The 23,324-nt window shown below is 72.9% G+C and carries 27 protein-coding genes; 12 read left to right on the top strand and 15 right to left on the bottom strand.

The genetic code is table 11. The annotated features are described in order from the left end of the window. Positions 1-96 precede the first annotated feature (96 nt). The 7 genes from HDA31_RS04475 to HDA31_RS04445 form a co-directional block, all read right to left on the bottom strand. Positions 97-2,157 carry an amylo-alpha-1,6-glucosidase gene (locus tag HDA31_RS04475; RefSeq protein ID WP_178066194.1) on the bottom strand — a complete coding sequence of 687 codons (2,061 nt, stop codon included), beginning with the start codon at positions 2,155-2,157 and terminating at the stop codon, positions 97-99. Continuing rightward, a complete protein-coding gene (locus HDA31_RS04470) occupies positions 2,157-2,543 on the bottom strand; it encodes an SCP2 sterol-binding domain-containing protein (protein ID WP_178066195.1) in 387 nt (128 codons plus the stop codon). Before HDA31_RS04470 ends, HDA31_RS04475 begins: the two co-directional genes overlap by 1 nt. A 157-nt stretch (positions 2,544-2,700) precedes the next feature. Beyond that, positions 2,701-3,117 (bottom strand): CBS domain-containing protein, encoded by a 417-nt coding sequence (locus HDA31_RS04465; protein ID WP_074477506.1) that lies wholly within the window; start codon positions 3,115-3,117, stop codon positions 2,701-2,703. An 88-nt stretch (positions 3,118-3,205) separates the two neighbouring features. Further along, entirely contained in the window at positions 3,206-4,231 is a 1,026-nt protein-coding gene (locus tag HDA31_RS04460) for an aspartate-semialdehyde dehydrogenase (RefSeq protein ID WP_178066196.1), read from the bottom strand. A gap of 222 nt (positions 4,232-4,453) precedes the next feature. Further along, positions 4,454-5,800, bottom strand: a complete 1,347-nt coding sequence (locus HDA31_RS04455) for a M16 family metallopeptidase (protein ID WP_178066197.1) — start codon at positions 5,798-5,800, stop codon at positions 4,454-4,456. Then, a complete protein-coding gene (locus HDA31_RS04450; protein ID WP_074477500.1) occupies positions 5,797-7,089 on the bottom strand; it encodes a M16 family metallopeptidase in 1,293 nt (430 codons plus the stop codon). The genes HDA31_RS04455 and HDA31_RS04450 overlap by 4 nt, the downstream gene beginning before the upstream one ends. A 121-nt stretch (positions 7,090-7,210) precedes the next feature. Next, complete coding sequence (locus HDA31_RS04445; protein WP_074477498.1) at positions 7,211-7,426, bottom strand: hypothetical protein; 216 nt, start codon at positions 7,424-7,426, stop codon at positions 7,211-7,213. Positions 7,427-7,723: 297 nt separating this feature from the next. On the opposite strand from HDA31_RS04445, the gene HDA31_RS04440 reads away from it, so the two are divergent. The 3 genes from HDA31_RS04440 to HDA31_RS04430 all read left to right on the top strand — a co-directional run bounded on the left by HDA31_RS04440 (position 7,724) and on the right by HDA31_RS04430 (position 9,679). After that, positions 7,724-8,833 carry a 3-deoxy-7-phosphoheptulonate synthase gene (locus HDA31_RS04440; protein ID WP_074477494.1) on the top strand — a complete coding sequence of 370 codons (1,110 nt, stop codon included), beginning with the start codon at positions 7,724-7,726 and terminating at the stop codon, positions 8,831-8,833. 345 nt (positions 8,834-9,178) lie between these two features. Beyond that, positions 9,179-9,448: a hypothetical protein gene (locus tag HDA31_RS31940; RefSeq protein ID WP_376701436.1), complete on the top strand. Its 270-nt coding sequence runs from the start codon at positions 9,179-9,181 to the stop codon at positions 9,446-9,448. Between the two features lie 33 nt (positions 9,449-9,481). Then, a complete protein-coding gene (locus HDA31_RS04430; RefSeq protein WP_074477492.1) occupies positions 9,482-9,679 on the top strand; it encodes a hypothetical protein in 198 nt (65 codons plus the stop codon). A gap of 61 nt (positions 9,680-9,740) precedes the next feature. Here the strand turns inward: HDA31_RS04430 and HDA31_RS04425 are convergent, their stop codons facing one another. Genes HDA31_RS04425 through HDA31_RS04415 form a run of 3 tightly spaced genes read right to left on the bottom strand, consistent with a single transcriptional unit; the run spans position 9,741 to position 10,989 of the window. Next, entirely contained in the window at positions 9,741-10,280 is a 540-nt protein-coding gene (locus HDA31_RS04425; RefSeq protein ID WP_178066198.1) for a DUF1360 domain-containing protein, read from the bottom strand. A 59-nt stretch (positions 10,281-10,339) separates the two neighbouring features. Beyond that, positions 10,340-10,675: a hypothetical protein gene (locus HDA31_RS04420; protein ID WP_074477488.1), complete on the bottom strand. Its 336-nt coding sequence runs from the start codon at positions 10,673-10,675 to the stop codon at positions 10,340-10,342. Next, positions 10,675-10,989, bottom strand: a complete 315-nt coding sequence (locus tag HDA31_RS04415; RefSeq protein WP_074477486.1) for a DUF6158 family protein — start codon at positions 10,987-10,989, stop codon at positions 10,675-10,677. Before HDA31_RS04415 ends, HDA31_RS04420 begins: the two co-directional genes overlap by 1 nt. Positions 10,990-11,110: 121 nt before the next feature. On the opposite strand from HDA31_RS04415, the gene HDA31_RS04410 reads away from it, so the two are divergent. The 3 genes from HDA31_RS04410 (at position 11,111) to HDA31_RS04400 (ending at position 13,128) form a co-directional block, all read left to right on the top strand. Further along, a complete protein-coding gene (locus HDA31_RS04410; RefSeq protein WP_178066199.1) occupies positions 11,111-11,551 on the top strand; it encodes a hypothetical protein in 441 nt (146 codons plus the stop codon). Between the two features lie 50 nt (positions 11,552-11,601). Beyond that, on the top strand, positions 11,602-11,928 hold the full coding sequence (locus tag HDA31_RS04405; RefSeq protein ID WP_074477483.1) for a DUF3817 domain-containing protein: 327 nt from the start codon (positions 11,602-11,604) through the stop codon (positions 11,926-11,928). Between the two features lie 210 nt (positions 11,929-12,138). After that, complete coding sequence (locus tag HDA31_RS04400; protein ID WP_074477481.1) at positions 12,139-13,128, top strand: C40 family peptidase; 990 nt, start codon at positions 12,139-12,141, stop codon at positions 13,126-13,128. A 75-nt stretch (positions 13,129-13,203) separates the two neighbouring features. Here the strand turns inward: HDA31_RS04400 and HDA31_RS04395 are convergent, their stop codons facing one another. From HDA31_RS04395 to HDA31_RS04380, 4 genes are all read right to left on the bottom strand, one after another. Then, positions 13,204-14,193, bottom strand: coding sequence for a sigma-70 family RNA polymerase sigma factor (locus tag HDA31_RS04395; protein ID WP_178067778.1), 990 nt, complete (start codon positions 14,191-14,193; stop codon positions 13,204-13,206). Positions 14,194-14,631: 438 nt separating this feature from the next. Further along, positions 14,632-15,585 carry an N-acetylmuramic acid 6-phosphate etherase gene (gene murQ, locus HDA31_RS04390; RefSeq protein ID WP_178066200.1) on the bottom strand — a complete coding sequence of 318 codons (954 nt, stop codon included), beginning with the start codon at positions 15,583-15,585 and terminating at the stop codon, positions 14,632-14,634. Next, positions 15,582-16,496: a MurR/RpiR family transcriptional regulator gene (locus HDA31_RS04385; protein ID WP_074477475.1), complete on the bottom strand. Its 915-nt coding sequence runs from the start codon at positions 16,494-16,496 to the stop codon at positions 15,582-15,584. The genes murQ and HDA31_RS04385 overlap by 4 nt, the downstream gene beginning before the upstream one ends. Positions 16,497-16,719: 223 nt before the next feature. Further along, entirely contained in the window at positions 16,720-17,532 is an 813-nt protein-coding gene (locus HDA31_RS04380; protein WP_246384112.1) for a dTMP kinase, read from the bottom strand. Positions 17,533-17,630: 98 nt separating this feature from the next. Between HDA31_RS04380 and HDA31_RS04375 the strand changes: the two genes are divergently transcribed. Genes HDA31_RS04375 through HDA31_RS04360 form a run of 4 tightly spaced genes read left to right on the top strand, consistent with a single transcriptional unit; the run spans position 17,631 to position 19,489 of the window. After that, on the top strand, positions 17,631-18,272 hold the full coding sequence (locus HDA31_RS04375) for a nucleotidyltransferase family protein (RefSeq protein WP_343071136.1): 642 nt from the start codon (positions 17,631-17,633) through the stop codon (positions 18,270-18,272). Then, entirely contained in the window at positions 18,269-18,565 is a 297-nt protein-coding gene (locus tag HDA31_RS04370) for a hypothetical protein (RefSeq protein WP_074477469.1), read from the top strand. Before HDA31_RS04375 ends, HDA31_RS04370 begins: the two co-directional genes overlap by 4 nt. A gap of 13 nt (positions 18,566-18,578) precedes the next feature. Next, positions 18,579-19,352 carry a metallophosphoesterase family protein gene (locus tag HDA31_RS04365; protein ID WP_074477467.1) on the top strand — a complete coding sequence of 258 codons (774 nt, stop codon included), beginning with the start codon at positions 18,579-18,581 and terminating at the stop codon, positions 19,350-19,352. Next, complete coding sequence (locus HDA31_RS04360; protein WP_013288160.1) at positions 19,343-19,489, top strand: GPGG-motif small membrane protein; 147 nt, start codon at positions 19,343-19,345, stop codon at positions 19,487-19,489. Before HDA31_RS04365 ends, HDA31_RS04360 begins: the two co-directional genes overlap by 10 nt. A gap of 337 nt (positions 19,490-19,826) precedes the next feature. On the opposite strand, the gene HDA31_RS04355 is transcribed toward HDA31_RS04360, so the two are convergent. Then, entirely contained in the window at positions 19,827-20,600 is a 774-nt protein-coding gene (locus HDA31_RS04355) for a M23 family metallopeptidase (RefSeq protein WP_043966153.1), read from the bottom strand. A gap of 259 nt (positions 20,601-20,859) precedes the next feature. Between HDA31_RS04355 and HDA31_RS04350 the strand changes: the two genes are divergently transcribed. Both HDA31_RS04350 and HDA31_RS04345 read left to right on the top strand, forming a co-directional pair. Then, positions 20,860-22,206, top strand: a complete 1,347-nt coding sequence (locus HDA31_RS04350) for an ABC transporter substrate-binding protein (protein WP_178066201.1) — start codon at positions 20,860-20,862, stop codon at positions 22,204-22,206. Positions 22,207-22,273: 67 nt separating this feature from the next. Further along, on the top strand, positions 22,274-23,323 hold the full coding sequence (locus HDA31_RS04345) for a carbohydrate ABC transporter permease (RefSeq protein ID WP_074477462.1): 1,050 nt from the start codon (positions 22,274-22,276) through the stop codon (positions 23,321-23,323). The last annotated feature ends 1 nt before the right edge of the window (position 23,324 follow it).

The raw sequence follows: 23,324 nt of genomic DNA, 5'->3' as shown, positions 1-23,324 counted from the left end.
CCCTGCTGGGGGTGGGGACACGCCAGGGCCGCACGCGCCCTCCCACGGCGTGCCGCCACCCGGGGGCGGCGGGCCGCCACCCCCGGTGGCGACCCGTCAGTCAGCCAGGTTGTGCAGGTCCAGCCGGCCCCGGGCGAACGCGTCGACCTTGCCCCACCGGCCCGGGATGTCCAGCATCTCGATCCGGCCCATGCCCACGGGCAGGCACGGCTCCACCGACAGGTGCCCCTCGTGCGGCTCGATGCCGAGCATGGTGCGTAGCAGCAGCATCGGCGCACCCGTTGACCAGGCCTGCGGGCTGCACGCCGTCGGGTACTCCACCGGGAACTTGGTCAGCTCCCGCTGGTAGCCGCCGAACGCCTCCGGCAGCCGCCCGTCGAAGTAGCGGGCCGCGTCGAGGATCCCGTTGGCGATCACGGCGGCCTCCTCGGCGAAGCCGTACCGGCGCAGCCCCCACGCGATGAACGAGTTGTCGAACGGCCAGATCGTGCCGTTGTGGTAGCCGATGGGGTTGTAGCGGACCTCCCCCTCGGCCAGCGTCCGCACCCCCCAGCCGGAGAACAGCCGCGGCCCGACCAGGTGCTCGGCGATCCGTCCGGCCCGGTCGTGGTCGACGATGCCGCTCCACAGCAGGTGGCCGATGTTGGAGCTGAGCACGTCCGCCCGGCGGCCGTCGGGGTCGAGGGCGAGCGCGTAGAACTGGCCGTCGTCGACCCACCAGTCCCGGTTGAACCGCTCCTTGAGCAGCGTGGCCTCCCGCTCCAGCTGGTCGCCGTACGCGGGGTCGCCCCAGAACTCGCGCGCCATCCGGGCGGCCCGCATCTTCGCGTCGTACGCGTACCCCTGCACCTCGCAGGTGGCCCGGGGGAACGGCAGGAGGGTGCCGTCTCGGTAGGAGATCGAGTCCCAGGAGTCCTTCCAGCACTGGTTCTCCAGGCCGGTGTCGGTGTTGCGCCGCTCATACCAGATGTAGCCGTTGCCGACCAGGTCGGCGTAGTCGTCGATCCACTTCAGCGCGGCCCGGCACTCCTGCTCCAGCTCCCGCACCAGCGACTCGTCGCCGCTCCACCGCTCGTACTCGTCGAGCAGCACCACGAACAGCGGCGTCGCGTCGACCGAGCCGTAGTACGGCGAGTGGGGCTGCTCCTCGAACGCGGCCGTCTCGCCGTAGCGCATCTCGTGCAGGATGCGGCCGGGGTCCTCGTCGCGGAAGTCGTCGAACCGGGTGCCCTGCAACGAGGCGAGGATGCGCAGCGTCGTCTTGGACAGCGCCGGGGCGTACGGCAGCACCTGGAGGCAGGTCAGGATGCTGTCCCGGCCGAACATCGTCATGAACCACGGCAGGCCGGCGGCGGGCAGGGTGCTGCCGCCGAGCGACAGGGGCGAGAAGCGCAGCGCGGCGAGGTCGACCAGGCTCCGCCGGTACGTGCGGGCCAGGTGCTCGCACTCGGTGTTCACCTTCGGCGCGGCGGCGATCCACTCCTGGAGGTCCTGCTGGAGGGCCAGCCGTTCGGTGCCGTGCGCCCGCACGCCCATCCGCAGGTCCCGCCCGCCCGGCCCGAGGGCGAAGGTCTGCACGTCGATGTCGGTGCTCCACTGCTCGTTGGGTTCGAGGTGGACGCTGAACTCGAAGCCGTTGCGGTCGTACCTGGCGGTCCGCGAGCAGGAGACGACCGTCTCGCGCCGGAAGTTGCCCCGGCGGTAGCCCAGGCGCAGCCGGTCGGCCTCCGCCTCGGCGTACAGCTCGCCCTTCTTGTTGACGATCTCGTCCTTGACCTGGAACAGGTCGGCGAAGTCGGAGCCGGCGTCCATCCGGACCCGCAGGTCGACGGGCTTCTCGTCGTGGTTGAGGATGGTGAGCTGCTCGCGGAAGCTGCCGCCGACCACCCGCTCGCGGATGATCGACAGCTTCGCGTCGACGTAGTGGGTGGCCATCCCCGGCACCAGGAAGAACCGCGCCTCGTAGTACTGGAGGTCGTCGTAGGACAGCGTGTTGAGCCGCTCGCCGTTGACGGTCAGCACCCAGCGGGACAGGAACCGGGTGTCGAGGGAGAACATGCCGGTGGGCTCGCTCGGGGTCGCCTCGATGTCGCCGGTGTCCTCGGAGACGACGAAGGTGCTGCCGTCGAGGATCCGGATCGTGTTGCCCTCCGTCATCAGCGTGCCTCCTTCTGGAACAGCCGCTTCTGGAACAGCCGGCGCGGGCCCTGGCTGGTCGGCGGGCCGGGGAAGAGGCGTTCCACCTGCACCACCAGCCGGGCGTCGCCGCTGACCGTCATGTCCCCGCGCAGGATCGCGGCGATGCCGTCCTCCCGGCCGGCGGCGAGGTCCTCGAAGAGGACGGGGTTGGTGTTGACGACCGTGTCCGCCTCCCGGTCCTCCCGGCTGACGCTGATCCGGCCCCGGTCGATCGCGACCAGCCAGTGCGTCGTCTGCTGCCCCTCGTGCAGGTCGAAGCGGATGGTTCCGGATGTCTTGACCAGCAGCGGCTCGTACCCCCGCCGGTCCAGGTCCTCGAAGAATCTGGTGGTCGCGTCCGGCATCGGGCCCCTCCCCTCCCGTCGACCCGCGGCGTTCGACGTCGCGGAAGGGTCCCCGTCCGGTGCGGGGTCAACCTCACCCGGATCGGGTGAGGGGCGCGGCGCGGGCACGACGCGACGCCGGCCCCCGGTTCGGGGGCCGGCGTCGCGCGGCGGACGGTCAGTTGTTGGGGTCGTCGGCGCTGATGTCCGCCAGCACCGACTGCGGTTCCCGCTCGACCGCGAGGTCGCCCATGGAGATCAGGCCGACCAGCCGGCCGTCGTCGATCACCGGCAGCCGCCGTACGGCGTACGTGCGCATCAGGTCGGCGGCGGCAACGGCGTCGTCGTACTGGCTCACCGTGATCACGTCGCGGGTGGTGATCTGGTCGAGCCGGGTCGTGTCCGGGTCCCGCTCCTCGGCGACGCCCCGGACCGCGATGTCCCGGTCCGTGACGATGCCGACCACGTCGTCACCGGCCGTCACCACCACGTCGCCGATCGAGCTGTCGCGCATCTCCCGCGCGGCGGCGGTGAGCGTCTCGTGGCCGTCCATCGTCACCAACCGGGTCGTCATGAACTCTCCGACCGTTGTCATGGTGCTCCCCTCTCGGTGTCGGCACCGCGGTCTACCCGCCGCCCGGGCGGGGTAACGCCGCGTGCCGACACCCGGGGCGCGGCGACGGTCAGCGCAGGTCGGCGGCGACGAGCTCGGCGAGCTGGACGGCGTTGAGGGCGGCACCCTTGCGGAGGTTGTCGTTGGAGCAGAACAGCGACAGCCCGTGCTCCACCGTCTCGTCGGCGCGCAGCCGGCCCACGTACGTCGGGTCGTGGCCGGCGGCCTGCAACGGGGTCGGCACGTCGGACAGGGCCACGCCGGGCGCGCCGTCGAGCAGCTCGCGGGCCCGCTGCGGGGTGATCGGCCGGGCGAACCGGGCGTTGATCTGGAGCGAGTGCCCGGTGAAGACCGGCACCCGGACGCAGGTGCCGGAGACCTTCAGCCCGGGGATCTCCAGGATCTTGCGGCTCTCGTTGCGCAGCTTCTGCTCCTCGTCGGTCTCCGCCGAGCCGTCGTCGACGATCGAGCCGGCGAGCGGGAGCACGTTGAACGCGATGGTCCGGGCGAAGACGCGGGGGGCGGGGAACTCCACGGCCGCGCCGTCGAACGCCAGGCCGGCGGCCTGCTCGGCGACCTTGCGGACCTGCTCCTCCAGCTCGGCCACGCCGGCCAGGCCGGCCCCGGAGACCGCCTGGTAGGTGGCGACGACGAGGCTCACCAGCTCCGCCTCGTCGTGCAGCGGGCGCAGCACCGGCATCGCGGCCATCGTGGTGCAGTTCGGGTTGGCGATGATGCCCTTCGGGCGGCGCGCGGCGGCGTGCGGGTTGACCTCGGCGACGACCAGCGGCACGTCCGGGTCCATCCGGAACGCCGACGAGTTGTCGATCACCACCGCGCCGGCGGCGGCGACCCGGGGGGCCAGCGCCAGGGCGGTGCCCTTGCCGGCGGAGAAGAGCACGATGTCCAGGCCCGCGTAGTCGGCGGTGGCCGCGTCCTCGATCGTCACCTCGCCGCCGCGCCATGGCACGGTCCGCCCGGCCGACCGGGCGGAGGCGAACAACCGCACCTGCTCCGCCGGGAACTCGCGCTCCGCCAGCACCTGCCGCATCACGCCACCGACCTGGCCGGTGGCCCCCACAATGCCGATCCTCATGCCCGCGAGGCTACCCAGGTCGGCGGCCGGGCCGGGAACGCTTTCCCACCGCCCGGGCCCCGGCCGGGCGGGCCCGGCGACGGGCCCGCGCCGCAACGTCGACGTCGCCACCGCACGCCGCGCCGGAATTTCGGGGGCGCGGGCGGGCCCGGGCCGGAACATCGCCGCCCCGGCCGGGCCGCCCCGCCGGCCGGGACGCGACGCGAATCACACCCGCCCGGATCAGGGACGGGCGTCGACGATCTCCCCGAGGCCGGTGGCCGCCAGCTCGTCGCGGATGAGCGCGGCGTCGCCCTCGACCACCAGGGTCAGCGCCTCCGGGTGCAGGTGGGTCGCGGCGGCGGCCGACACGTCGGCCACGTCGGCGGCGAGCAGCGACTCGCGCAGCCGGGCGTGGTAGTCGTCCGGCAGGTCGTGCACGACCAGAGTGGTCAGCGCCGACGCGATCGCCCGGGGGCTCTGCAACTCGACCGAGAGCTGCCCGGCCCGCCACGACCGGGCCACCGCCAGCTCGTCCTCGGTCACCCCGCCGGCCCGGGTCCGGGTGATCTCCCCGACCGCCTCGACGAGGGCCGGCGCGGTCACCGACGTCTGCACCCCGGAGCTGACCGCGAACCGGCCGAACCGGCGGGACGAGGCGAAGTCGCCCCGGATGCCGTAGGTGTAGCCGCGCACCTCGCGGATCAGGTGGTTGAGCCGGGAGGTGAACGCGCCGCCGAGCACCGTGCCGGCCAGGCTCGTCGGCACGTGGTCGGGGTGCGCCCGGTGTGGGGCGGCGTGGCCCAGCCGCAGCGTGGACTGCACCGACCCGGGGCGGTCGACCAGGATGATCCGCCGGCCGGCGCGCAGCGGCACGTCGATCGGGCCCTCGACCGGGGGCGGGCCGCCGCCGGTGCCGGCGAACGCCGCCGCGCCCAGCGCGTCCAGGTCGAGCCGGTCCAGGTCACCGGCGACGACCAGGGTGCCGGGGCGCAGGAACCACTCGGAGTGGAAGACGGTGACGTCCTCCGGGTCCAGGGCCGCCACCGACTCCGGGTCGCCGTACATGGGTCGGCCCCAGCGGTTCTGCGCGCCGAACAGGTCGGCCCGCAGCGCCGCCTCGGCCCGGGGGCCGGGGTTGGCCCAGTCCATCCGCAGGGCGGTCGCCTCGTCGTCGCGCACCCGCCGCACGTCGTCCGGGTCCAGCTTCGGCGTGCGGACGGCCTCGGCGAGCAGCGCGACGGCGGCGCTCAGCCGCTCCACCGGCACCTGGACGCTGACCTGGAACGAGTCCCAGTCGAGCCCGGTCACCAGCTCGGTGCCGAGCGCCTCGATGGCCAGCGCGTACGCGGTGGCGTCCCGCTGCGCGGTGCCCTCCTCCAGGGCCTTGGCCAGCACCGCGCCGAGCCCCTCCCGGCCGACCGGCTCGCGGCCCGCCCCGGCGTCGAGCAGCAGCAGCGCCACGGCCAGGTTCTGCCCGGGCAGGTGCGCGGCGACGACCCGGCCGCCGGCGGTGCCGCGGCGCACCACCTGCGGGAACCGGTAGGGCCGGGCCAGCCCCGGCCCGGGACGGTCGGCGATCAGGCTCATGCGGTCTCCTCGGGCAGGTAGGTCAGGGTGACCCGGTCGTCGGCGCGCAGCGCCTCGGCGGCGAGTTCGGCGATCTGCTCGGCGGTGACCGCGAGCCAGGCGGGCAGCCGCTCCGCCGCCTTCGCCGGGTCGCCGAACTGGGTGGCGTACCGGCCGAGGGTGTCGGCGCGGCCGTCGACGGTGGACATCTGCCGCCACCACGCGGTGCTGAGCAGCGCCTTGGCCCGGTCCAGCTCGGCGGCGGTGACCGGCACCGTGGCCAGCTCGTCGACGACCTCGGCCACCCCGGCGGCCAGCCGCTCGCCGGTCACCCCGTCCCGGGCGGTGGCGGTGACGATCAGCGGGGCCGGCGCGTGCCGCAGGTCCACCCCGTACGCGCCGACCAGGTCGGGCTGGGCGAGCCGCTCGCCGTCGGCGAGGCGCTGGTAGAGGCGGCTGCCCCGGCCGCTGCCCAGCACGGTGGCCAGGACGGTCAGCACGTCGTAGCCGGGGGTGCCGAACGGGTGGGTGCGGTGCGCGACGAACACGCGGGGGGCGGGCACGGCGGCGGTGACGGTCTCGGCGACCGGCGCGCCGGTGCGGGGCACGTGCCGGCCGTCCGGCGCGGCCGGGATCGACTCCCGGGCCGGGATCGCCCCGAAGTACTTGTCGGCCAGCGCGAACACCTCGGTCGCGGCGGCGTCGCCGACGACGGTCAGCACGGCGTTGTTCGGCGCGTAGTAGGTGCGGTGGAACGCCTGGAAGGTGGCCAGGTCGGCGGCGTTCAGGTCGGCCATCGAGCCGATCGTCGCGTGGTGGTAGGGGTGCCCGGGCGGATAGAGCAGCGGCAGCAGCCGCAGCCACGCGTCGCCGTAGGGGACGTTGTCGTAGCGCTGGCGACGCTCGTTCTTGACCACGTCCCGCTGGTTGTCCAGCGTCTCCTGGGTCAGCGCCGGCACCAGGCCGCCCATCCGGTCGGCCTCCAGCCAGAGCGCCAGCTCCAGGTGCTCGGCGGGGACGGTCTCGAAGTAGTTCGTCCGGTCCGGGTTGGTGGTGGCGTTCAGCGAGCCGCCGGCGCCCTGGACGAGCTTCATGTGTTCGGTCTTCGCCACGTTCACCGAGCCCTCGAACATGAGGTGCTCGAAGAGGTGGGCGAACCCGGTCTGCCCGTCGGGCTCGTGCCGGGAGCCCACGTCGTACCAGAGGTTCACCGCGACCGCCGGCGCGGTGCGGTCCTCGCTCACCACCACACGCAGGCCGTTGTCCAGTCGGGTCGTTTCGATCGGCCAGGGGAAACCGCTGTCGGGCATGGCCCGACGCTATCCGATCCCGAGGTCGCGGACGTGACGCGCGGGGGTCGGCGCGGCGCAGCCCGGCCGGTCCGCTGCCCGGCCCCGGGCGGGCACACGCCGCCCGGGGCCGGGGTCGGGGTCAGTCCGGGGGCTCGACCGTGGTCACCGTCTCGTCGGAGGTACGCCGCTCCAGCACGGTGTCGGGGGCGGCGGCGCGGTCGGCCTCCCGCCGGTCGGACTCGTCGAGGATCGCCTCGGCCTGGGCGTACGCGTCGTCGCTGCCGACCGCCGCCTCCTCGGGCAGCAGGTGGGCGCGGGAGGAGATCCGGTCGGCGTCGCTGTCGTGGTGGCTCATGCCGGTGTCTCTACCCAGCGGGCGGCTCAGCGGAACGGGCCGCGCACCTCGTAGGTGATCCCGCCCGACGACGGGGTGAGCCTTTCCCGCCGCGTCGGGTAGGCTGGTCGGCGTGACGCGGTCGTATCGATGGTTTAGACAGCCGGCTGGAGGAGCCGGTGACTTCACCGTGATCTGACGTCACTTCCTCTTCGAGCCGGCTGGGCAGGGGCCTGATTCCCTGCCCTTTTGCGTACGAGCAGCCGGCTCGACCTCGGGCGCCGGCCCCGGGGCACGGTCGGCGGAAGGAACCCCACCGTGACGTCCCCGGACAGCCATCGCGTGATCGACCAGCGGATCGACCGCGTCGTGCCGTTGACCACCCCGGCCCTGCTCCACCACCACCTGCCCCTGGACGCGACGCTCACCGAGGCCGTGCTCGACGGCCGGCGCGCGGTCGCCCGGGTGCTGGACCGCGCCGACGACCGGCTGCTGGTCGTGGTCGGCCCGTGCTCGGTGCACGACCCGGCCGCCGCCCTGGAGTACGCGGCCCGGCTGCGCACCGTCGCCGACCGGCTCGCCGACGACCTGCTGATCGTGATGCGGGTCTACTTCGAGAAGCCGCGTTCCACGGTGGGCTGGAAGGGCCTGATCAACGACCCGGCGCTGGACGGCTCCGGCGACGTGAACACGGGCCTGCGCACCGCCCGCGCGCTGCTGCTGGACGTGCTGCGGCTGGGCCTGCCGGTGGGCTGCGAGTTCCTCGACCCGATCACCCCGCAGTACATCGCCGACACCGTCGCCTGGGGCGCGATCGGCGCGCGCACCGTGGAGAGCCAGGTGCACCGGCAGCTCGCCTCCGGGCTGTCGATGGCGATCGGCATGAAGAACCGCCCCGACGGCAGCATCGGCACGGCCGTGGACGCGATCCGGGCGGCCGGCGTCCCGCACGTCTTCCCCGGCATCGACGTCTCCGGCACCCCGGCGATCATGCACACCCGGGGCAACGCCGACGGCCACCTGGTGCTGCGGGGCGGCAACGACGGCCCGAACTACGACGCCGCCTCCGTCGCCGCGGCGCTGGCGAAGCTGCGGGCCGCCGGCCTGCCGGAGCGGGTCGTGGTCGACGCGAGCCACGCCAACAGCGGCAAGGACCACCGCCGCCAGCCGCTGGTCGCCGCCGACGTCGCGGCCCAGCTCGCCGCCGGCCAGCGCGGCATCGTCGGCGTCATGCTGGAGAGCTTCCTGCTGCCCGGCCGGCAGGACCTGGACCCGACGCGGGAGCTGGAGTACGGCCGCTCGATCACCGACGCCTGCCTGGGCTGGGACGACACCGAGGAGGTGCTCGACGACCTGGCCGCCGCCGTCCGCACCCGCCGCGGCACCCCGGCCGACACCACCGCCACCCCCACCTCCACCCCCGCCTGACGCCGGCGGCGCGGGGCGGGCGGGGCGGGACAAGCCAGTGGCGCCCCGGCCGAAGACCGGGGCGCCACTGGTGTCGGTGTGCAGGTCGCCTCTCGGCGCGTGGCGCGACGCGGCTCCAGCCGGACGGTATTCCGCGAAGGCATTTCAGGTGAGGCCCGGGGACACTGGGCACACCGACACCCGTCACAACCGGCGGGAGCCGGTCGATGTTCCGGCCGCCGACGTGACGGGCATCACGCTACCGTGGCCGCCCCCGGCCCTTCCGGGTTTGCTCGTTTCCGCCCCGGGTAGCTGATCGCCGTGACCGACGAAGCAGTGACCGACGAAGCAGTGACCGACGAGGCCGTGACCGACGAAGCTGGGACCGACGGGGCGCCCGTGACGGCAGCGCCGGTGAGCGACGCCGGGCCGGTCGAGGAGCCGGACACCCGGCCGCTCGACGAGCTGCTCGACGACATCTACCACGGCCAGGAACGGATCAGCCAGGTGGACATCTACCGCCGGGCCGTCGCCGCCGAGCTGCCCGCAGCGCTGCTCACCCGCGTCGCCGCCCTCCCCCAGGGCGAGTACGCCGTGGACGAGGCCGCCGACCTGCTGGGCGGATCGGCGATCTGACGCCCCGGCCGCGCAACCCGAGAGGACAGCCAGATGACCGACCGCCAGGAGCCGCACCGGGAGCACGTCGAGGCGCTCGGCCAGCCGCCGGAGGGCCTGGACACCACGCCCGAGCCGGACTTCGCCAACGAGCACGACCGCACGGCCGTCGACGCCGACGTGATCACCGGCGAGGACGAGGACGAACGCGAGCCGGAGTCGCCGCACGGCTGGTCGGGGATGCAGCGCTGACGCGACCGGTGAGGGGAGGGGGCCGGCGCCGGCCCCCTCCCCTCACGCGTACGACAGGGGATCAGTCCCTGTGGTGGCCGCCCTCGGCGGCCTGCTGGGCCACGGCGTAGCCCATCTGGAGGAAGTCGGAGGCCGCGACGGCGGTCAGGGCGGTGGCCACCAGCCGGGTCAGCCGGGGGGCCAGGACGAGCCCGCCGGTGAGCCCGGTGGCCACCCAGACGGCCAGGCAGAACGGGCAGCTCAGCAGCTCGCCGATGGCGTGCCGGGTCGGGCTGCCCGAGTCGCGGACCTGCTCCATCACCTCGCCGCTGCCGATCGGGTGGTCGTAGCGGGTGAACGGGGCGCGCAGCGGGCTGGTCACGGCGTCCTTGGACAGCAGCCGGCTGAGCTTGTGGGTGGCGACGGCGAGCAGCACCACGTCGGCGGTGGCGGGCCGCTCGGGCACGGGGCGGCCGGTCGCCCGGACCAGGCCCGCGATCATGGCGGTCACCCCCGCGTACGTGCCCATCGCCGCGAGGTAGCCGCCCAGCGGACGGTGCTCGTGCGGCGCGTACGCCTGGCGCAGTCGCGCCGCCTTCTGCCTCAGGCTGCTCTCGCTCAACCCGCTCTCCTCGTCGTCAGCGCGTCGCGGCCCCCGCCGGGGGCTTGCCCGCCGGCCGGTCAGCCGGCGGTCAGGTTGTCGGCCACCTCGCGGGCGAGGTTGGCCAGGGTCTCGTCGGCGAGCCCGGCCTCCGCCCCGCCGGCCGCGCCGGCGAGGTCGATCGACACCTGCGCGCCCCCGGCGTCGGCCGGCTCGACCCGGATCTCGGCCGACCAGCCGGGCGCGGAGTCGCTGCGCCACCAGGCCCGCAGGTCCCCGGCGTCGACCTCGGGGCGGCTGTCGCCGTCGGACCGCAGCGGCTCGGGCAGCCAGGCCGCGGCGCGGTCCGGGTCGGTCGCCGTGCTGAACACCACCTCGGGCGGCGCGGACATGCCGCGCCGGGCGCGGGCGGTCATCACTCGTCCCGCAGCCGGGCCGGGTCGATCTCCCGCCCCGGGTGCCGGGCCAGGTACTCCGTCTCCAGCTCCGCCGTGCGGCGCAGGTGGTTGGCGAGCGCCGAGTCCGACGCGTGCCGCAGGGTGTCGAGGCGGGTGCGGTGCAGGCTGTGCATCTCGCGGATCAGGTCGTCGTCGGCGAGCTCGGCCGGGTCGATGCCGGGCTCCTCGTCGGTGGCCGGGTCGCGCAGGTGGTCACCGTCCCACTCGGGCATCCGCTGCTCCGGGCTGGCCTCGGCCGGGCCGGTGGTCGTCCGCCAGGCTGATTCGGTCATGTCGCCCCCCTCGTCTCGGCTGGGCTGGCGTCTAGACGGATGCCCACCCGCGCGCCCGGCAAACCACCGGCACTACGACGCCGCGTCGGAGACGACGCCGCCGACCGGTACCCTCGATGCCATGAAGCGGCTCTGGACACCGGCGTGGATCGCCCGCCACGTGGCCATGGTCGTGCTCGTCGTCGGCTTCCTCGGGCTGGGCTGGTGGCAGCTTTCCCGGGCCGCCGGGGGCAACGCGCTGAGCTGGGGGTACGCGGTCGAGTGGCCGGTCTTCGCCGCGTTCGTGATCTTCGTCTGGTGGCGTGAGTTGCGGCACACCCTCCGGTCGGCCCCCGGCGACGCCTCGGCCGAGCCGGCGACGACCGGGCCGGCGCCGGCCGACCGGGGCGCGGCGGCCGCGCCGGCCGCCACCCCCACCGGGGTACGCCGGCCGGTGCGGGTGTCCCGCGCGCCGGCCACGCCGGTCGACGGCGCGGACGACGCCGACCTGGCCGCCTACAACCGCTACCTGGCATGGTTGAACGCCAATCCGGGGGCGCGGCCCGGTGACTATCCCGGCTGAGGCCGGTTCGCGACTATCCGGCGCAGGCCGGTTCGGAAGGACGGACGAAGGTGGGCGGAGCCCTTACCCGGTACCGCGTGATCGCCTGGATCGTGGGCGTGGCGCTGGTCGTGCTGGTCCTGATCGGCATGCCCCTGAAGTACGGGTTCGACGAGCCGGCCGTGGTGGCGGTCGTCGGCACCGCGCACGGCTGGCTCTACATGCTCTACCTGGGCGCGACGTTCGACCTGTCCCGCCGGGCGGACTGGCCGTTGAAGCGGATGCTGCTGGTGATGCTCGCCGGCACCGTCCCGTTCGTGTCGTTCTACGCCGAGCGCCGGGTCAGCGGCTGGCTCGCCCCGCAGCCCGCCCCGACGGCGGAGCCGGTGGCGGGCTGAGCGCGCCGCGCCACCGTACGTGACCGCCCCTCGCGTACCACTGGGCCGTTCCGCCACGTTCGTCCCTGCTTCACCTGCGGGTAACTTCCGTCCCGCGCTAGGTTGATCAGGCCGGACCGGTCGACCGCCGTCCACCAGGACAGCCCCGGGCCGGTGCCGACGCGGCGTCCACGACGTCGTGCCGGCTGGTGGGAGAGGAGCCCTCCGCTCTTGTCGTCCCTCAGAAATTCGCTGCGCGCACTGGTGACGGCCGGCCTCGTGGCCGCGCTGATCGCCCCGGCGGCGGTGGCTCGGGCCGAGCCGACCCCCGCCGAGCTGACGCGGCGGATCGAGAAGTCCTCGACCGAGCTGGAACGGGTCGTCGAGTCCTACAACAAGCTCGCCGAGGACATCAAGGCGAACAAGGCCACCGCGGCGAAGCTCGCGGCCCGGATCGGGCCGCTGGAGGAGCAGACCGCGCAGAGCCGGGCGGACGTCGGCACGATCGCCGTCACCGCGTACAAGTCGGGCCGGCTGGACGCCGCCAACGCGCTGCTGAGCCCCGGCGGGCCGAGCACCCTGCTGGACCGGCTCGACACGCTCGACCAGCTCAGCCGGCAGCGCCAGCAGCGGATCGCCGGCTACACCGAGAACCAGCGCCAGCTGCTCGACCAGAAGGGGCGGCTGGACGCGACGCTGGCGAAGCAGGCCGCGCAGGCGAAGCAGCTCACCGCCAGCCGCAAGCGGATCGAGAAGGACCTCGCCGAGCTGTACGAGATGCGCCGGCAGGCGTACGGGCGGGCCACCGAGCCCACCCCGCCGAAGGCGCGCTCGGGCGGGAAGTCCGGCTCCGGCGAGAAGGCCCCGGCCGTCTCGGGCCGGGCCGGCGCGGCCGTGCGGTACGCGTACGGCGCGCTCGGCAAGCCCTACGTCTGGGCCGCCGACGGCCCGAACGGGTACGACTGCTCGGGCCTCACCTCCGCCGCCTGGCGGGCGGCCGGCAAGTCCCTGCCGCACAACACGCGGATGCAGTGGGGCGTGGTCAGCCACATCAGCCGCAGCGAGCTGCGCCCGGGCGACCTCGTCTTCTACAACAGCCTCGGCCACGTGGCCATCTACGTCGGCGACGGCCAGGTGATCCACGCGCCGACCTTCGGCCGGAACGTGGAGAAGCGGGCCCTGGCCCTGATGCCGCCCTACGGGTACGGCCGGGTCCGCTGACCCGCTCCCCGTGTGACGGCGAACGGCCGGCGTCCCCCTATCGGACGCCGGCCGTTCGCCGTCATTACTACCAGCTCAGGCGGCCTGTAGCCCCTCGGCCCGGGCCAGCTCGCGCAGCCGGCCCAGCGCCTGGATCTCCAGCTGCCGGATCCGCTCCCGCGACAGCGAGAACCGCGAGGCGACCTCGGTCAGCGAGTGCTCCCGCCCGTCCTCCAGGCCGTAGCGGGCCCGCATGATGCCGGCCGACCGGTCGTCGAGGTGGTTGAGCAGGCCCTCGATGCGCTGCCGCTCCAGGCCGGTGAGGACGATGTCCTCCGGCGACGGGGCGTCGCTGTCGGCGACCAGGTCGCCGAGGTTGGTGTCGCCGTCGTCGCCGACCGGCGTGTCGAGCGACACGGTGTCCTGCGACCAGCGCACCAGCTCGTTGACCCGCTCGACGGTGACGCCGAGGGCCGCCGCGATCTGCTCGGGCTCCGGGTCGCTGCCCAGCTCGCGGGTGAGCTGCCGGGCGACGTTGCGCATCCGGTTGACGTCCTCCACCAGGTGCACCGGCAGCCGCACGGTGCGCTCCTGCTGGGCGATCGCCCGGCTGATCGCCTGGCGGATCCACCAGGTCGCGTAGGTGGAGAACTTGAAGCCGCGCTCGTAGTCGAACTTCTCGACCGCCCGGACCAGGCCGGTGTTGCCCTCCTGGATCAGGTCGAGCATGGGCATGCCCGAGCGCACGTAGCGCCGGGCGATGGAGACGACCAGCCGCAGGTTGGCGCGGATGAAGAGGTCCTTCGCCCGCTCCCCCTCGGCGACCACCCGCGCCAGGTCGTCCCGGGCGACACCGGCGGGAACGCGGTCCGTCTCGAGCAGGTGCTCGGCGTACAGCCCGGCCTCGATCGACTTGGAGAGGTCGACCTCGGTGGCGGCGTCCAGCAGTGGCGTCCGGGAGATCTCGTGAAGGTAGACTCCGACGAGGTCGCGCTCCTCGGCCACCTCGTCGGTTCGCATGCCGATGTTCTTGTCCACGTTGCCCACGGTCCCCTCGCTCGCGCCGGTTGCCCGGTTCCTTGCCATCCCCACGTCCATCAGCCCTCCCCCGTAACTCCCGTCTGTGCCCTCCGGTGCTGACCTGACACCTGCACAACAGTTGAGACGCGTCGGGGATTCCATGTCGTGAGTCGAAAGTGTCACGAATGCCTGAGTAGTAGCTGAGAGCCCGGTCCATGTTTGCTGTCAGCACCCCGAAAAGTGGCTCGCCGTCGGCGCCACCGACGGGTCGGCGGATCGACGGAACGCGCCCGCCCCTGGCATGGCACCATCGCCATCCCGGGGCGCACAGCGACCCGCGTCACCGTCGTGCTGCGATCCTGGTCACCGGCTGATACGCGGCGGCGGACCGGTCGGTTCATCCACGGATGCGGAATACCCTCGACCCGGTTGAACAATCCGTGCCGTGTGGTAAGTCCCGCCGTCGGACGTTGGTGACCACCGTCACGGCCCACGCCGGGCCACTCAGGAGGCGAGCAGGTCGAGCGCGCCCCTGACCTGGTGGGCCGCGCGGGCCAGGGCGGCCCGGGCGGCGGGGACCTCGGCGCCGGAGACGAGCGACACCAGAGCGGTCTTGAGGTCGCCGTCGGCCTCGTGCAGGGCCCGCCGGCAGACCTCCTCGGCGCAGCCCGTGGCGTCCACCAGGATCGAGATCATCCGGCCACGCAGCTTGGCGTTGGTGGCCACCATGTCGATCATGAGGTTCGAGTAGACCCGGCCCAGCCGCACCATGACGGCCGTGGAGAACGTGTTGAGCACCAGCTTCTGCGCGGTGCCCGCCTTCATCCGGGTCGAGCCGGTCACCACCTCGGGGCCGGTGTCGACCCCGATGAAGACGTCGACCGACCCGGCGGCCTCGGCCTCCGGATTGGCGCAGAGCAGCACCGTCGAGGCCCCCTGGGCCCGGGAGGCGGCGAGCGCACCGAGCACGTACGGGGTGCGCCCGCTGGCGGCCAGCCCGACCACCAGGTCGCCCTCGCCGACGCAGTCGGCCGCCTCGGCGGCCCCGCCCCGGTGGTCGTCCTCGGCGTCCTCGACGGCCCGCCACATCGCCTCCGGGCCGCCGGCGAGGTGGGCGCAGAACCAGTGCCGGGGCGAGTTGAAGGTGGGGGCCAGCTCGGCGGCGTCCAGCACCCCGAGGCGGCCGGAGGTCCCGGCGCCGAAGTAGTGCACCCGGTGCCCGCCGCGCAGCGCGGCGACCGCGAGGTCGACGGTGGCGGCGATCTCGTCGAGGACCGCCGCGACGGCGGCCGGCACCCGCCGGTCCGCCTCGTTGATCACGGTGAGCACGTCCCGGGTGGACATCAGGTCGAGGTCGACGCTGCGCGGGTTGCGCCGCTCGGTGGGCGCGCCCACCCGGACCACCGGGCGAGCGGGGACCGCCGCGACCTCCCCGGGCTCGACGCGCCCGGCCGTCATCCCCGCCTCCGGCCGGGGCCGACCCGCCGGGTCCGCACCGCGTCGGCGGTGACCTCCAGCGCCCGGCGGGCCCGCGCGCGGTTGCGGGCGGCCACCCCGACGAAGAGGCAGTCGACCACGGTGAGCTGGGCCAGCCGGCTGGCCATCGCGCCCGAACGGTACGTCGTCTCGCGGGCCGCCGTGGTGAGCACGAAGTCGGCGACGTCGGTGATCGGCGAGCGGGGGAAGTTGGTCAGCGCCACCGTGCTGGCCCCCCGGGCGCGGGCCTGCTCCAGCACCTCGATCACGTCGGCCGTGGTGCCGCTGTGCGAGATGCCCACGGCCACGTCGTCCTTGGCGAGCAGCGCGGCCGAGGTGAGGGCGGTGTGCACGTCGGGGAAGTAGAACGCCATGCGGCCGATGCGGTGCAGCTTCTGCTGGAAGTCCGAGGCGACGAAGCCGCTGGCCCCCGCGCCGTAGACCTCGATCCGGCCCGCGCCGACGATCGCCTCGACGACCTGCTCGCAGACGGCGGGGTCGAGCTGCTCGGCCGTCTCCTCCACGGCGCGGGCGTCGTTGAACGCGATGGTGGCGATGATCTGGGCCAGGTCCGCCCCGGGCGGGATGTCGCCGCCGACGACCCGGGCGTCGGGTGGCTCGACCCGGCGGGCGGCCTCGGCGGCGAGCCGGATGCGCAGCTGCGGGTAGCCGTCCATGCCGACCGAGCGGCAGAACCGGATGACGGTCGCCTCGGACGTCTCGGCGGCGGTGGCGAGGTCGGTGATGGTGCGCCGGGCGGCGTCCGCCGGGTCGGCGACCACCAGCCGGGCCACCCGCTGCTCGGCGGGCGACAGCGAGGGGAGCAGGCCGCTGATGTGGACGATCAACCCACCCGGCTCGTGACTCGCAGAAATCTTCGGACTCTTCGCCACGGATGAAACTTACTTTCACCAGGCGCAAGCGTCAACCATGTCTCCACGTATCGGGAAAAAAGTACTCCGGACGTTCACGAGTGTTGCGAAAAGGCTGTCATTTCCGCCGCCCCCGGCGCTTCCCCCGGAGGGGCCCCGCCCCGTGCTGGACGGGGGCGGGCGACCGCCGTCCGGGCGGCGGCGTCCTTCGGTGGGGCATCCGGGGTGGGCCGGGCGGCCTACGTCAGGCCTGACCCGCCACGAGCAGCCCCGGCCCCCGGCCGGCATCGTCGACGGGGAGCGCCACCGCACCGGGCGCGCCGGCCGGGGCCGGCGGGGCGGGCTGGGCCGGCGGGGCGGCCGGGGCGGGCTCGGCCGGCGACGGCCCGGCCGGGGCGGCGGCCCCGGCGGACGTGACGCCCTGGGCCGGCAGCCAGGCGGCCAGGTGGGCCCGGATCTGCCGGGACACCTCCTCGGGCGGCCGGCCGGCGTCGACCACCACGAAGCTGGGGAACTCCGGCAGCGTGCGGTACGCCCGGTCGGCGGCGGTCAGCCAACCCATCGTCTCGTGGTCGGTGCCGCGCCGCTCGATGCGCTGGTACGCCTCGGCGGGGTCGACCGCGAGGAGGAAGGTGACCTGCGGCGGCGGGAAGAGGCGGTACCCGACCCGGGCCAGCCGCTCCCAGCGCTGCCCGCCGTGCGCCCGGATGCTGGCGTACTGGCAGGCGGAATAGCGGTCCATGACGGCAGTGCGGCCGGTGACGAGGCAGCTCAGCAGCGCCGCCGCGATCGCCAGCCAGCGCAGCACGGACTCGACGGCGAGCAGGCCGCGCCGGCCGACCAGGCGCTCGGCGTCGGGACGGCCGAACCGCTGGGCGACGCGGCCGAGCCAGCGCCGGCCACCGGCGTTGCGGTGGTAGGTCGCGGGGCGGCCGGCGGCGGTCAGCGCCTCGGCGAGGTGGTGGGCCTGGGTGGTCTTGCCCGACCCGTCGATGCCGATCAGGGCGACGGCGCGCAGTCGGGCCCCGCCCCGCCGGTCCCGCAGTGATCTGGCCACCCTCCCCAGACTATCGGACCCACGCTCACCTCCGGTTCTTCGTCCCTTTGCGGCCGGTTCGCACCCCGGGAGGCGGCGCTCAGGTGTGGGCGAACGGAATGCCGGGTACGCAAATCGAATCCGCCTGTCCACGACACGACCGACGGGAGAGCCACATGGCCGAGCGCGGGGACGAGACCCTGGTGCACACGCTGAAGAAGGTCGCCGCCGTGCTCAAACAGTCCGAGATCCCGTTCGCCCTCGGCGGCAGCTTCGCGGTGTACGCCCACGGCGGGCACTCCAGCGAGCACGACGTCGACTTCCTGATCCGGGGCGAGGACGTGGACCGGGCGCTGGAGGCGCTGGTCGAGGCGGGCTTCGACGCCGAGCGCCCGCCCGAGGACTGGCTGGTGAAGGTCTACGACGACGGCCGGATGGTGGACCTGATCCACCGACCGATCGAGACCCCGGTCACCGAGGAGACGTTCGCCGACACGATCGACCGCCCGGTCGACGCGATCCACATGCCCGTGCTGTCCGCCTCCCTGCTCATGGTGCACAAGCTGCTCAGTTTCTCCCAGCACTACTGCGACTTCGCCCGGGCGCTGCCGCTGGCCCGGTCGCTGCGCGAACAGATCGACTGGGAACGGGTACGCAAGGAGACGCAGCACTCGCCGTACGCCGAGGCGTTCCTGGTGCTGCTCGACCGGTTGGACGTGGTGCCGTACGCCGACGCCACCCAGGAGAAGGAGACCGCGTGAGCGAGCACCGTGACAACGCCGTCGGGACGCCCGCCGTCACCGCCGGCCCGCCCGACGAGTACGTGGAGGCCGAGATCCACCGGCTGCTGGCCGAGGACCCGGCCGTCGCCGAGCAGGGGATCACCGTGGTCCGCCGGGAACGCGGCCTGGTCCTCTACGGCGAGGTGGAGAGCCCGCACCGGCGCGAGGAGATCCTGCGCCGGGTCGCCGAGCGCTTCCCCGACGTGCCCGTGACCAGCGACATCGGGGTGATCCGCACGCAGGCGCCCACGGAAGTCGAACAGTTGCCGTGAGGGAGGTCGGAAGGTGATCCGGATCGCCGCCGTGGGCGACGTGCACCTGGACGAGGACGTGGTGGGCCGGTTCCGGCCCGCCCTGGACGAGCTGCCCGACTGCGCCGACGTGCTGCTGCTCGCCGGTGACCTGACCCGGCACGGCACCGAGGCCGAGGCGCGCTGCGTGGCCCGCGAGTTCGGCGGGCTGGGCGTGCCGGTGGTGACGGTGCTCGGCAACCACGACCACCAGTGCGATCAGGTGCCGCAGGTGGTCAAGGTGCTGGAGGAGGCCGGCATCCGGGTGCTGGAGGGCGAGGGGATCGTGCTGGAGTTTCCCGCCGGGCGGCTCGGCGTGGCCGGGGTGAAGGGCTTCGGCGGCGGCTTCGCCGGGCGGTGCGCCAGCGACTTCGGCGAGCCGGAGATGAAGGCGTTCGTCCGCACCACGAACGAGAGCGCGGAGGCGCTGGGCGCGGCCCTGCGCGGGCTGGACTGCGACCTGCTGGTGGCGCTGACCCACTACTCCCCCGTGCCGGACACCCTGGCCGGCGAGCCGCTGGAGATCTACCCGTTCCTCGGGTCCTACCAGCTCGGGCAGGCCATCGACTCGGCGCCGACCGCGTTGGCCCTGCACGGGCACGCGCACGCCGGCAGCGAGCGGGGCACCACCCCGGGCGGGGTGCGGGTCCGCAACGTCGCGCACCCGGTGATCAAGCAGGCGTACAGCATCTTCCACCTGGGAGATCACCTGGACGCCGGAGAGGTTTCCCGGATCGGTCATTCGGGTATTCAGCAGCCATGGAGCTGATTCTCTGGATTCTCGCAGTCGTACTCGTGGTCGCCGGCATTCTCGCGCTGTTCCGCCGGCAGATCCTGTGGGGCATCGTCCTCATCGTCGTCGGGCTCCTGGTCGGCCCGGGCGGGGTCAGCATCTTCAACACTTGATCCCCCGACTTCGTCGTATCCACCACCGACCCGCCGGGGTCGTCGTGGCCGGAGCCCCGTCCTCCCAGACAGGGGCCACCGGACAGGACGACCCCGGCGCCGTGCCGTCCGGGGTTTGCCGGCGGCGACCGCCGGGCACCTGCCCCACATGACAGTTTCGGACAGCCTCCGGCGCACGACCGGGAGGCGCGGATGGTGGGCGCTGCTCGGCTTCGGCGCGGCCGTGACGGTCGCCGCCCTCAACTTCTCGATCTGGCAGCTCAACTGAGGCGCAAGGAAGGGCCCCCTGTCAACGCATTGCGTTGCACAGGGGGCCCCTCCTAACCGGGCGCAGCGCTCAGCAGCGCGGGACGTTCGGGATGTAGCCGTCGTACCCGGTGTAGACGTACGCGTCGGCGATGTACCGGCCGCTGCCGATCCGGTCCCAGATCGAGCTGGTGCCGTACGTGCCGGTGACCGTGGTGCCGCTGGTCTGGCAGTGGATCGTCACCTTCGTCCCGTCCGCGACCGTGCCGACCGAGGAGTACCCGGTGCCCGGCCCGGAGCGGACGGTCAGCGGGGTGCCGCTGGTGTCGACCGTGCCGGAGCCGGTGCTCGACGAGCAGTTGTTGTCGCTGGTGTACGTCTTGGTGCCCCAGTACAGCGCCAGGTTGCCGTTGAACCGGACCTGGATGTCGTTGCCGTTGAGCCGCTGCTCGTAGTGCAGGTGCGGGCCGGTGGAGCCGCCGGTGCTGCCGACCCAGCCGATCACCTTGCCGTAGCCGACGCTCTGGCCGACCGAGACGTTGAAGCCGTTGAGGTGGGCGTAGTAGGTGGTGTAGCCGCCACCGTGGTCGATGCGGACGTACTTGCCGTAGCTGGTGCCGCCGAGGTCGGTCACCCGGTCGACCGTGCCGGGGGCGCTGGCGACCACCGGGTCGCCCTGGTCGTCGGTGCGGTTGAAGTCGACGGCGTACGCCGGGCTGTGGTCGGAGCGGGTCTGGCCGGACCAGGACTGGCCGCAGGGGAAGGGGACCTTGAAGGTCGGGGCGGCCATGGCCGGGGTCGCCGGCACCAGGGTCGCCGCGATCAGCGCGCCGACCGCCGCGAGGCTGTACCACCGCTTACGCATCCAGCACCTCCGATGTCGATAAACTTCAATCGATTCCCTCCAGCGTGACAGAATCCTGCATCGACCGAAAGGGGTCGCGGCGGGGCGAACACCCCTATCCGTGGGAGCGTGCCCACTACTGGTGAGCCGGTTTCGGGATTGTTACTCGTCCGTGTCCGACTGGGGGTGGACGCGCTCCAATGCAAGCGCTTACATGTGGTGACGCCCATCGGACCGGCGCCGGTTGAACGCGACCGCGCCGGCAAGGAAGGAGAACGGCATGGCGGTCTTTGCCAGACCACGCCAGGCTCTCGCGGTCGCCGGCGTACTGGGGCTGGCGCTCAGCGTCACTGCCTGCGGCACCGGCGACGACAAGAGCAGCGACAAGGCGGACTCCGCGGAGTGTGCGGCTTACGAGAAGTACCAGGGCAACGACGGCAAGAAGGTCACGATCTACTCGTCGATCCGGGACATCGAGGCCGACCGCCTCGACGAGTCCTGGAAGCAGTTCGAGGACTGCACCGGCATCGAGATCGACCACGAGGGCAGCGGTGAGTTCGAGGCCCAGCTCGGTGTCCGGGTCGACGGCGGCAACGCGCCCGACCTCGCCTTCATCCCGCAGCCGGGTCTGCTCAAGCGGTTCGCCGACGCCGGCAAGCTCAAGGCCGCCAGCGCCGACACCAAGGCGATGGCGGAGGAGAACTACTCGGCCGACTGGCTGAAGTACAGCACCGTCAACGGGCAGCTCTACGGCGCCCCGCTCGGCTCCAACGTCAAGTCCTTCGTGTGGTACTCGCCGAAGACGTTCAAGGAGAAGGGCTGGGCCGTTCCCACCACCTGGGACGAGCTGATCGCCCTGAGCGACAAGATCGCGGCGGACGGCACCAAGCCGTGGTGCGCGGGCATCGAGTCCGGTGACGCGACCGGCTGGCCGGCCACCGACTGGATCGAAGACCTGATGCTGCGGACGCAGACCCCCGAGGTCTACGACCAGTGGACCACCCACGGCATCCCGTTCAACGACCCGAAGGTCGCCGAGGCTCTCGACAAGGCCGGCACCATCCTCAAGAACGAGAAGTACGTCAACGGCGGCTTCGGCGGCGTGAAGAGCATCGCCACCACCTCGTTCCAGGAGGCGGGCACGCCGATCACCACCGGCAAGTGCGCCCTGCACCGCCAGGCGTCCTTCTACGCCAACCAGTGGCCCGAGGGCACGAAGGTGGCCGAGGACGGCGACGTCTTCGCGTTCTACTTCCCGGCGATCGACCCGGCCAAGGGCAAGCCGGTGCTGGGCGGCGGCGAGTTCGTCGCGGCCTTCGCCGACCGCCCCGAGGTCCAGGCCGTGCAGACCTACCTGGCCTCCGGCGAGTACGCCAACAGCCGCGCCAAGATCGGTGACTGGGTGTCGGCCAACAAGAAGCTCGACCTGGCGAACGTGCCGAACCCGGTCGACAAGCTCTCCGTGCAGATCCTCCAGGACCAGAAGACCGTCTTCCGGTTCGACGGCTCCGACCTGATGCCGGCCGCCGTCGGCGCCGGGACCTTCTGGAAGGGCATGGTCGAGTGGGTCAACGGCAAGGACACCGCCGCGGTGCTCCAGGGCATCGAGACCAGCTGGCCGAAGTGATCTGAGGCGGTGGTCCGGCCCGTGCGCGGGCCGGACCACCGGCTGATCCGAACCCGAGGGAGGGTTGATGGAGTTCGACTTCGCCGACGTGCAGCCGAAGTTCCTCATGCTGTTGTACGGGCTGATCGCGTTCGCCGTGGTCGTCGGGGGCCTGCTGCTGCTCCTCGACGCCGTGCCGTCCTGGTTCGCCCGACGCCACGAGGCACAGCTGATCGCCGCCTCGGCGAGCGGGGCTCCACTGCCCCGACGTCGCAAGCCGCGCGAGGGCATGTTCGCGTTCTTCTTCCTGCTGCCAGCGGTGCTGCTGCTCATGATCGGCCTGGTCGTCCCGGCCATCCGCACCACGCTGCTGTCGTTCATGGACGGCGGCAGCCGGAACTGGGTAGGCCTACGTAACTACACCTGGATGTTCTCCGACGACTCGATCGTCCGGGTGCTGATCAACACGCTCATCTGGGTGCTGCTGGTGCCGCTGGTGGCCACGGCGTTCGGCCTGCTCTACTCGGTCCTGGTGGACAAGGCCCGGTTCGAGTCGGTGGCCAAGTCGCTGATCTTCATGCCGATGGCGATCTCGTTCGTCGGCGCGGCGATCATCTGGAAGTTCGTCTACGCCTACCGGGGCGACGGGCAGGAGCAGATCGGCCTGCTCAACCAGATCGTGGTGAGCCTCGGCGGCGAGCCGAAGCAGTGGCTGCTGGACTCGCCGCTGAACACCCTGCTGCTGATCGTGATCATGGTCTGGATCCAGGCCGGCTTCGCCATGGTGGTGCTCTCCGCGGCGATCAAGGCCATCCCGGCCGACATCGTCGAGGCCGCCAGGCTCGACGGGGTCACCCCGTGGCAGATGTTCTGGCAGATCACCATGCCGAGCATCCGACCCGCGCTGATCGTCGTGGTGGTGACCCTGTCGATCGCCACGCTCAAGGTGTTCGACATCGTCCGCACCGCGACCAACGGCAACTACGAAACCAGCGTCATCGCGAACGAGATGTACAACCAGGCGTTCCGGTACGGCCAGAACGGGCAGGGCTCGGCACTGGCGGTCTTCCTCTTCGTCCTGGTGATCCCGCTCGTGATCTACCAGATCCGCAACCTGCGTCAGCAGCGGGAGGGCTGAG

Origin of the sequence: Micromonospora carbonacea (assembly GCF_014205165.1) — a bacterium.
Lineage (GTDB): Bacteria > Actinomycetota > Actinomycetes > Mycobacteriales > Micromonosporaceae > Micromonospora > Micromonospora carbonacea.
Note: the sequence above shows the minus strand (reverse complement) of the source record. Positions and strands in the feature narration are given on the sequence as shown.

What these genes read in the sequence shown, in the direction of transcription:
- HDA31_RS04475 (WP_178066194.1), bottom strand. Translation starts at nt 2,157, where the DNA reads ATGACGGAGGGCAACACGATCCGGATCCTCGACGGCAGCACCTTCGTC.
- HDA31_RS04470 (WP_178066195.1), bottom strand. Translation starts at nt 2,543, where the DNA reads ATGCCGGACGCGACCACCAGATTCTTCGAGGACCTGGACCGGCGGGGG.
- HDA31_RS04465 (WP_074477506.1), bottom strand. Translation starts at nt 3,117, where the DNA reads ATGACAACGGTCGGAGAGTTCATGACGACCCGGTTGGTGACGATGGAC.
- HDA31_RS04460 (WP_178066196.1), bottom strand. Translation starts at nt 4,231, where the DNA reads ATGAGGATCGGCATTGTGGGGGCCACCGGCCAGGTCGGTGGCGTGATG.
- HDA31_RS04455 (WP_178066197.1), bottom strand. Translation starts at nt 5,800, where the DNA reads ATGAGCCTGATCGCCGACCGTCCCGGGCCGGGGCTGGCCCGGCCCTAC.
- HDA31_RS04450 (WP_074477500.1), bottom strand. Translation starts at nt 7,089, where the DNA reads ATGCCCGACAGCGGTTTCCCCTGGCCGATCGAAACGACCCGACTGGAC.
- HDA31_RS04445 (WP_074477498.1), bottom strand. Translation starts at nt 7,426, where the DNA reads ATGAGCCACCACGACAGCGACGCCGACCGGATCTCCTCCCGCGCCCAC.
- HDA31_RS04430 (WP_074477492.1), top strand. Translation starts at nt 9,482, where the DNA reads ATGACCGACCGCCAGGAGCCGCACCGGGAGCACGTCGAGGCGCTCGGC.
- HDA31_RS04420 (WP_074477488.1), bottom strand. Translation starts at nt 10,675, where the DNA reads ATGACCGCCCGCGCCCGGCGCGGCATGTCCGCGCCGCCCGAGGTGGTG.
- HDA31_RS04415 (WP_074477486.1), bottom strand. Translation starts at nt 10,989, where the DNA reads ATGACCGAATCAGCCTGGCGGACGACCACCGGCCCGGCCGAGGCCAGC.
- HDA31_RS04410 (WP_178066199.1), top strand. Translation starts at nt 11,111, where the DNA reads ATGAAGCGGCTCTGGACACCGGCGTGGATCGCCCGCCACGTGGCCATG.
- HDA31_RS04395 (WP_178067778.1), bottom strand. Translation starts at nt 14,193, where the DNA reads ATGGCAAGGAACCGGGCAACCGGCGCGAGCGAGGGGACCGTGGGCAAC.
- murQ (WP_178066200.1), bottom strand. Translation starts at nt 15,585, where the DNA reads ATGACGGCCGGGCGCGTCGAGCCCGGGGAGGTCGCGGCGGTCCCCGCT.
- HDA31_RS04375 (WP_343071136.1), top strand. Translation starts at nt 17,631, where the DNA reads ATGCCGGGTACGCAAATCGAATCCGCCTGTCCACGACACGACCGACGG.
- HDA31_RS04360 (WP_013288160.1), top strand. Translation starts at nt 19,343, where the DNA reads ATGGAGCTGATTCTCTGGATTCTCGCAGTCGTACTCGTGGTCGCCGGC.
- HDA31_RS04355 (WP_043966153.1), bottom strand. Translation starts at nt 20,600, where the DNA reads ATGCGTAAGCGGTGGTACAGCCTCGCGGCGGTCGGCGCGCTGATCGCG.
- HDA31_RS04350 (WP_178066201.1), top strand. Translation starts at nt 20,860, where the DNA reads ATGGCGGTCTTTGCCAGACCACGCCAGGCTCTCGCGGTCGCCGGCGTA.
- HDA31_RS04345 (WP_074477462.1), top strand. Translation starts at nt 22,274, where the DNA reads ATGGAGTTCGACTTCGCCGACGTGCAGCCGAAGTTCCTCATGCTGTTG.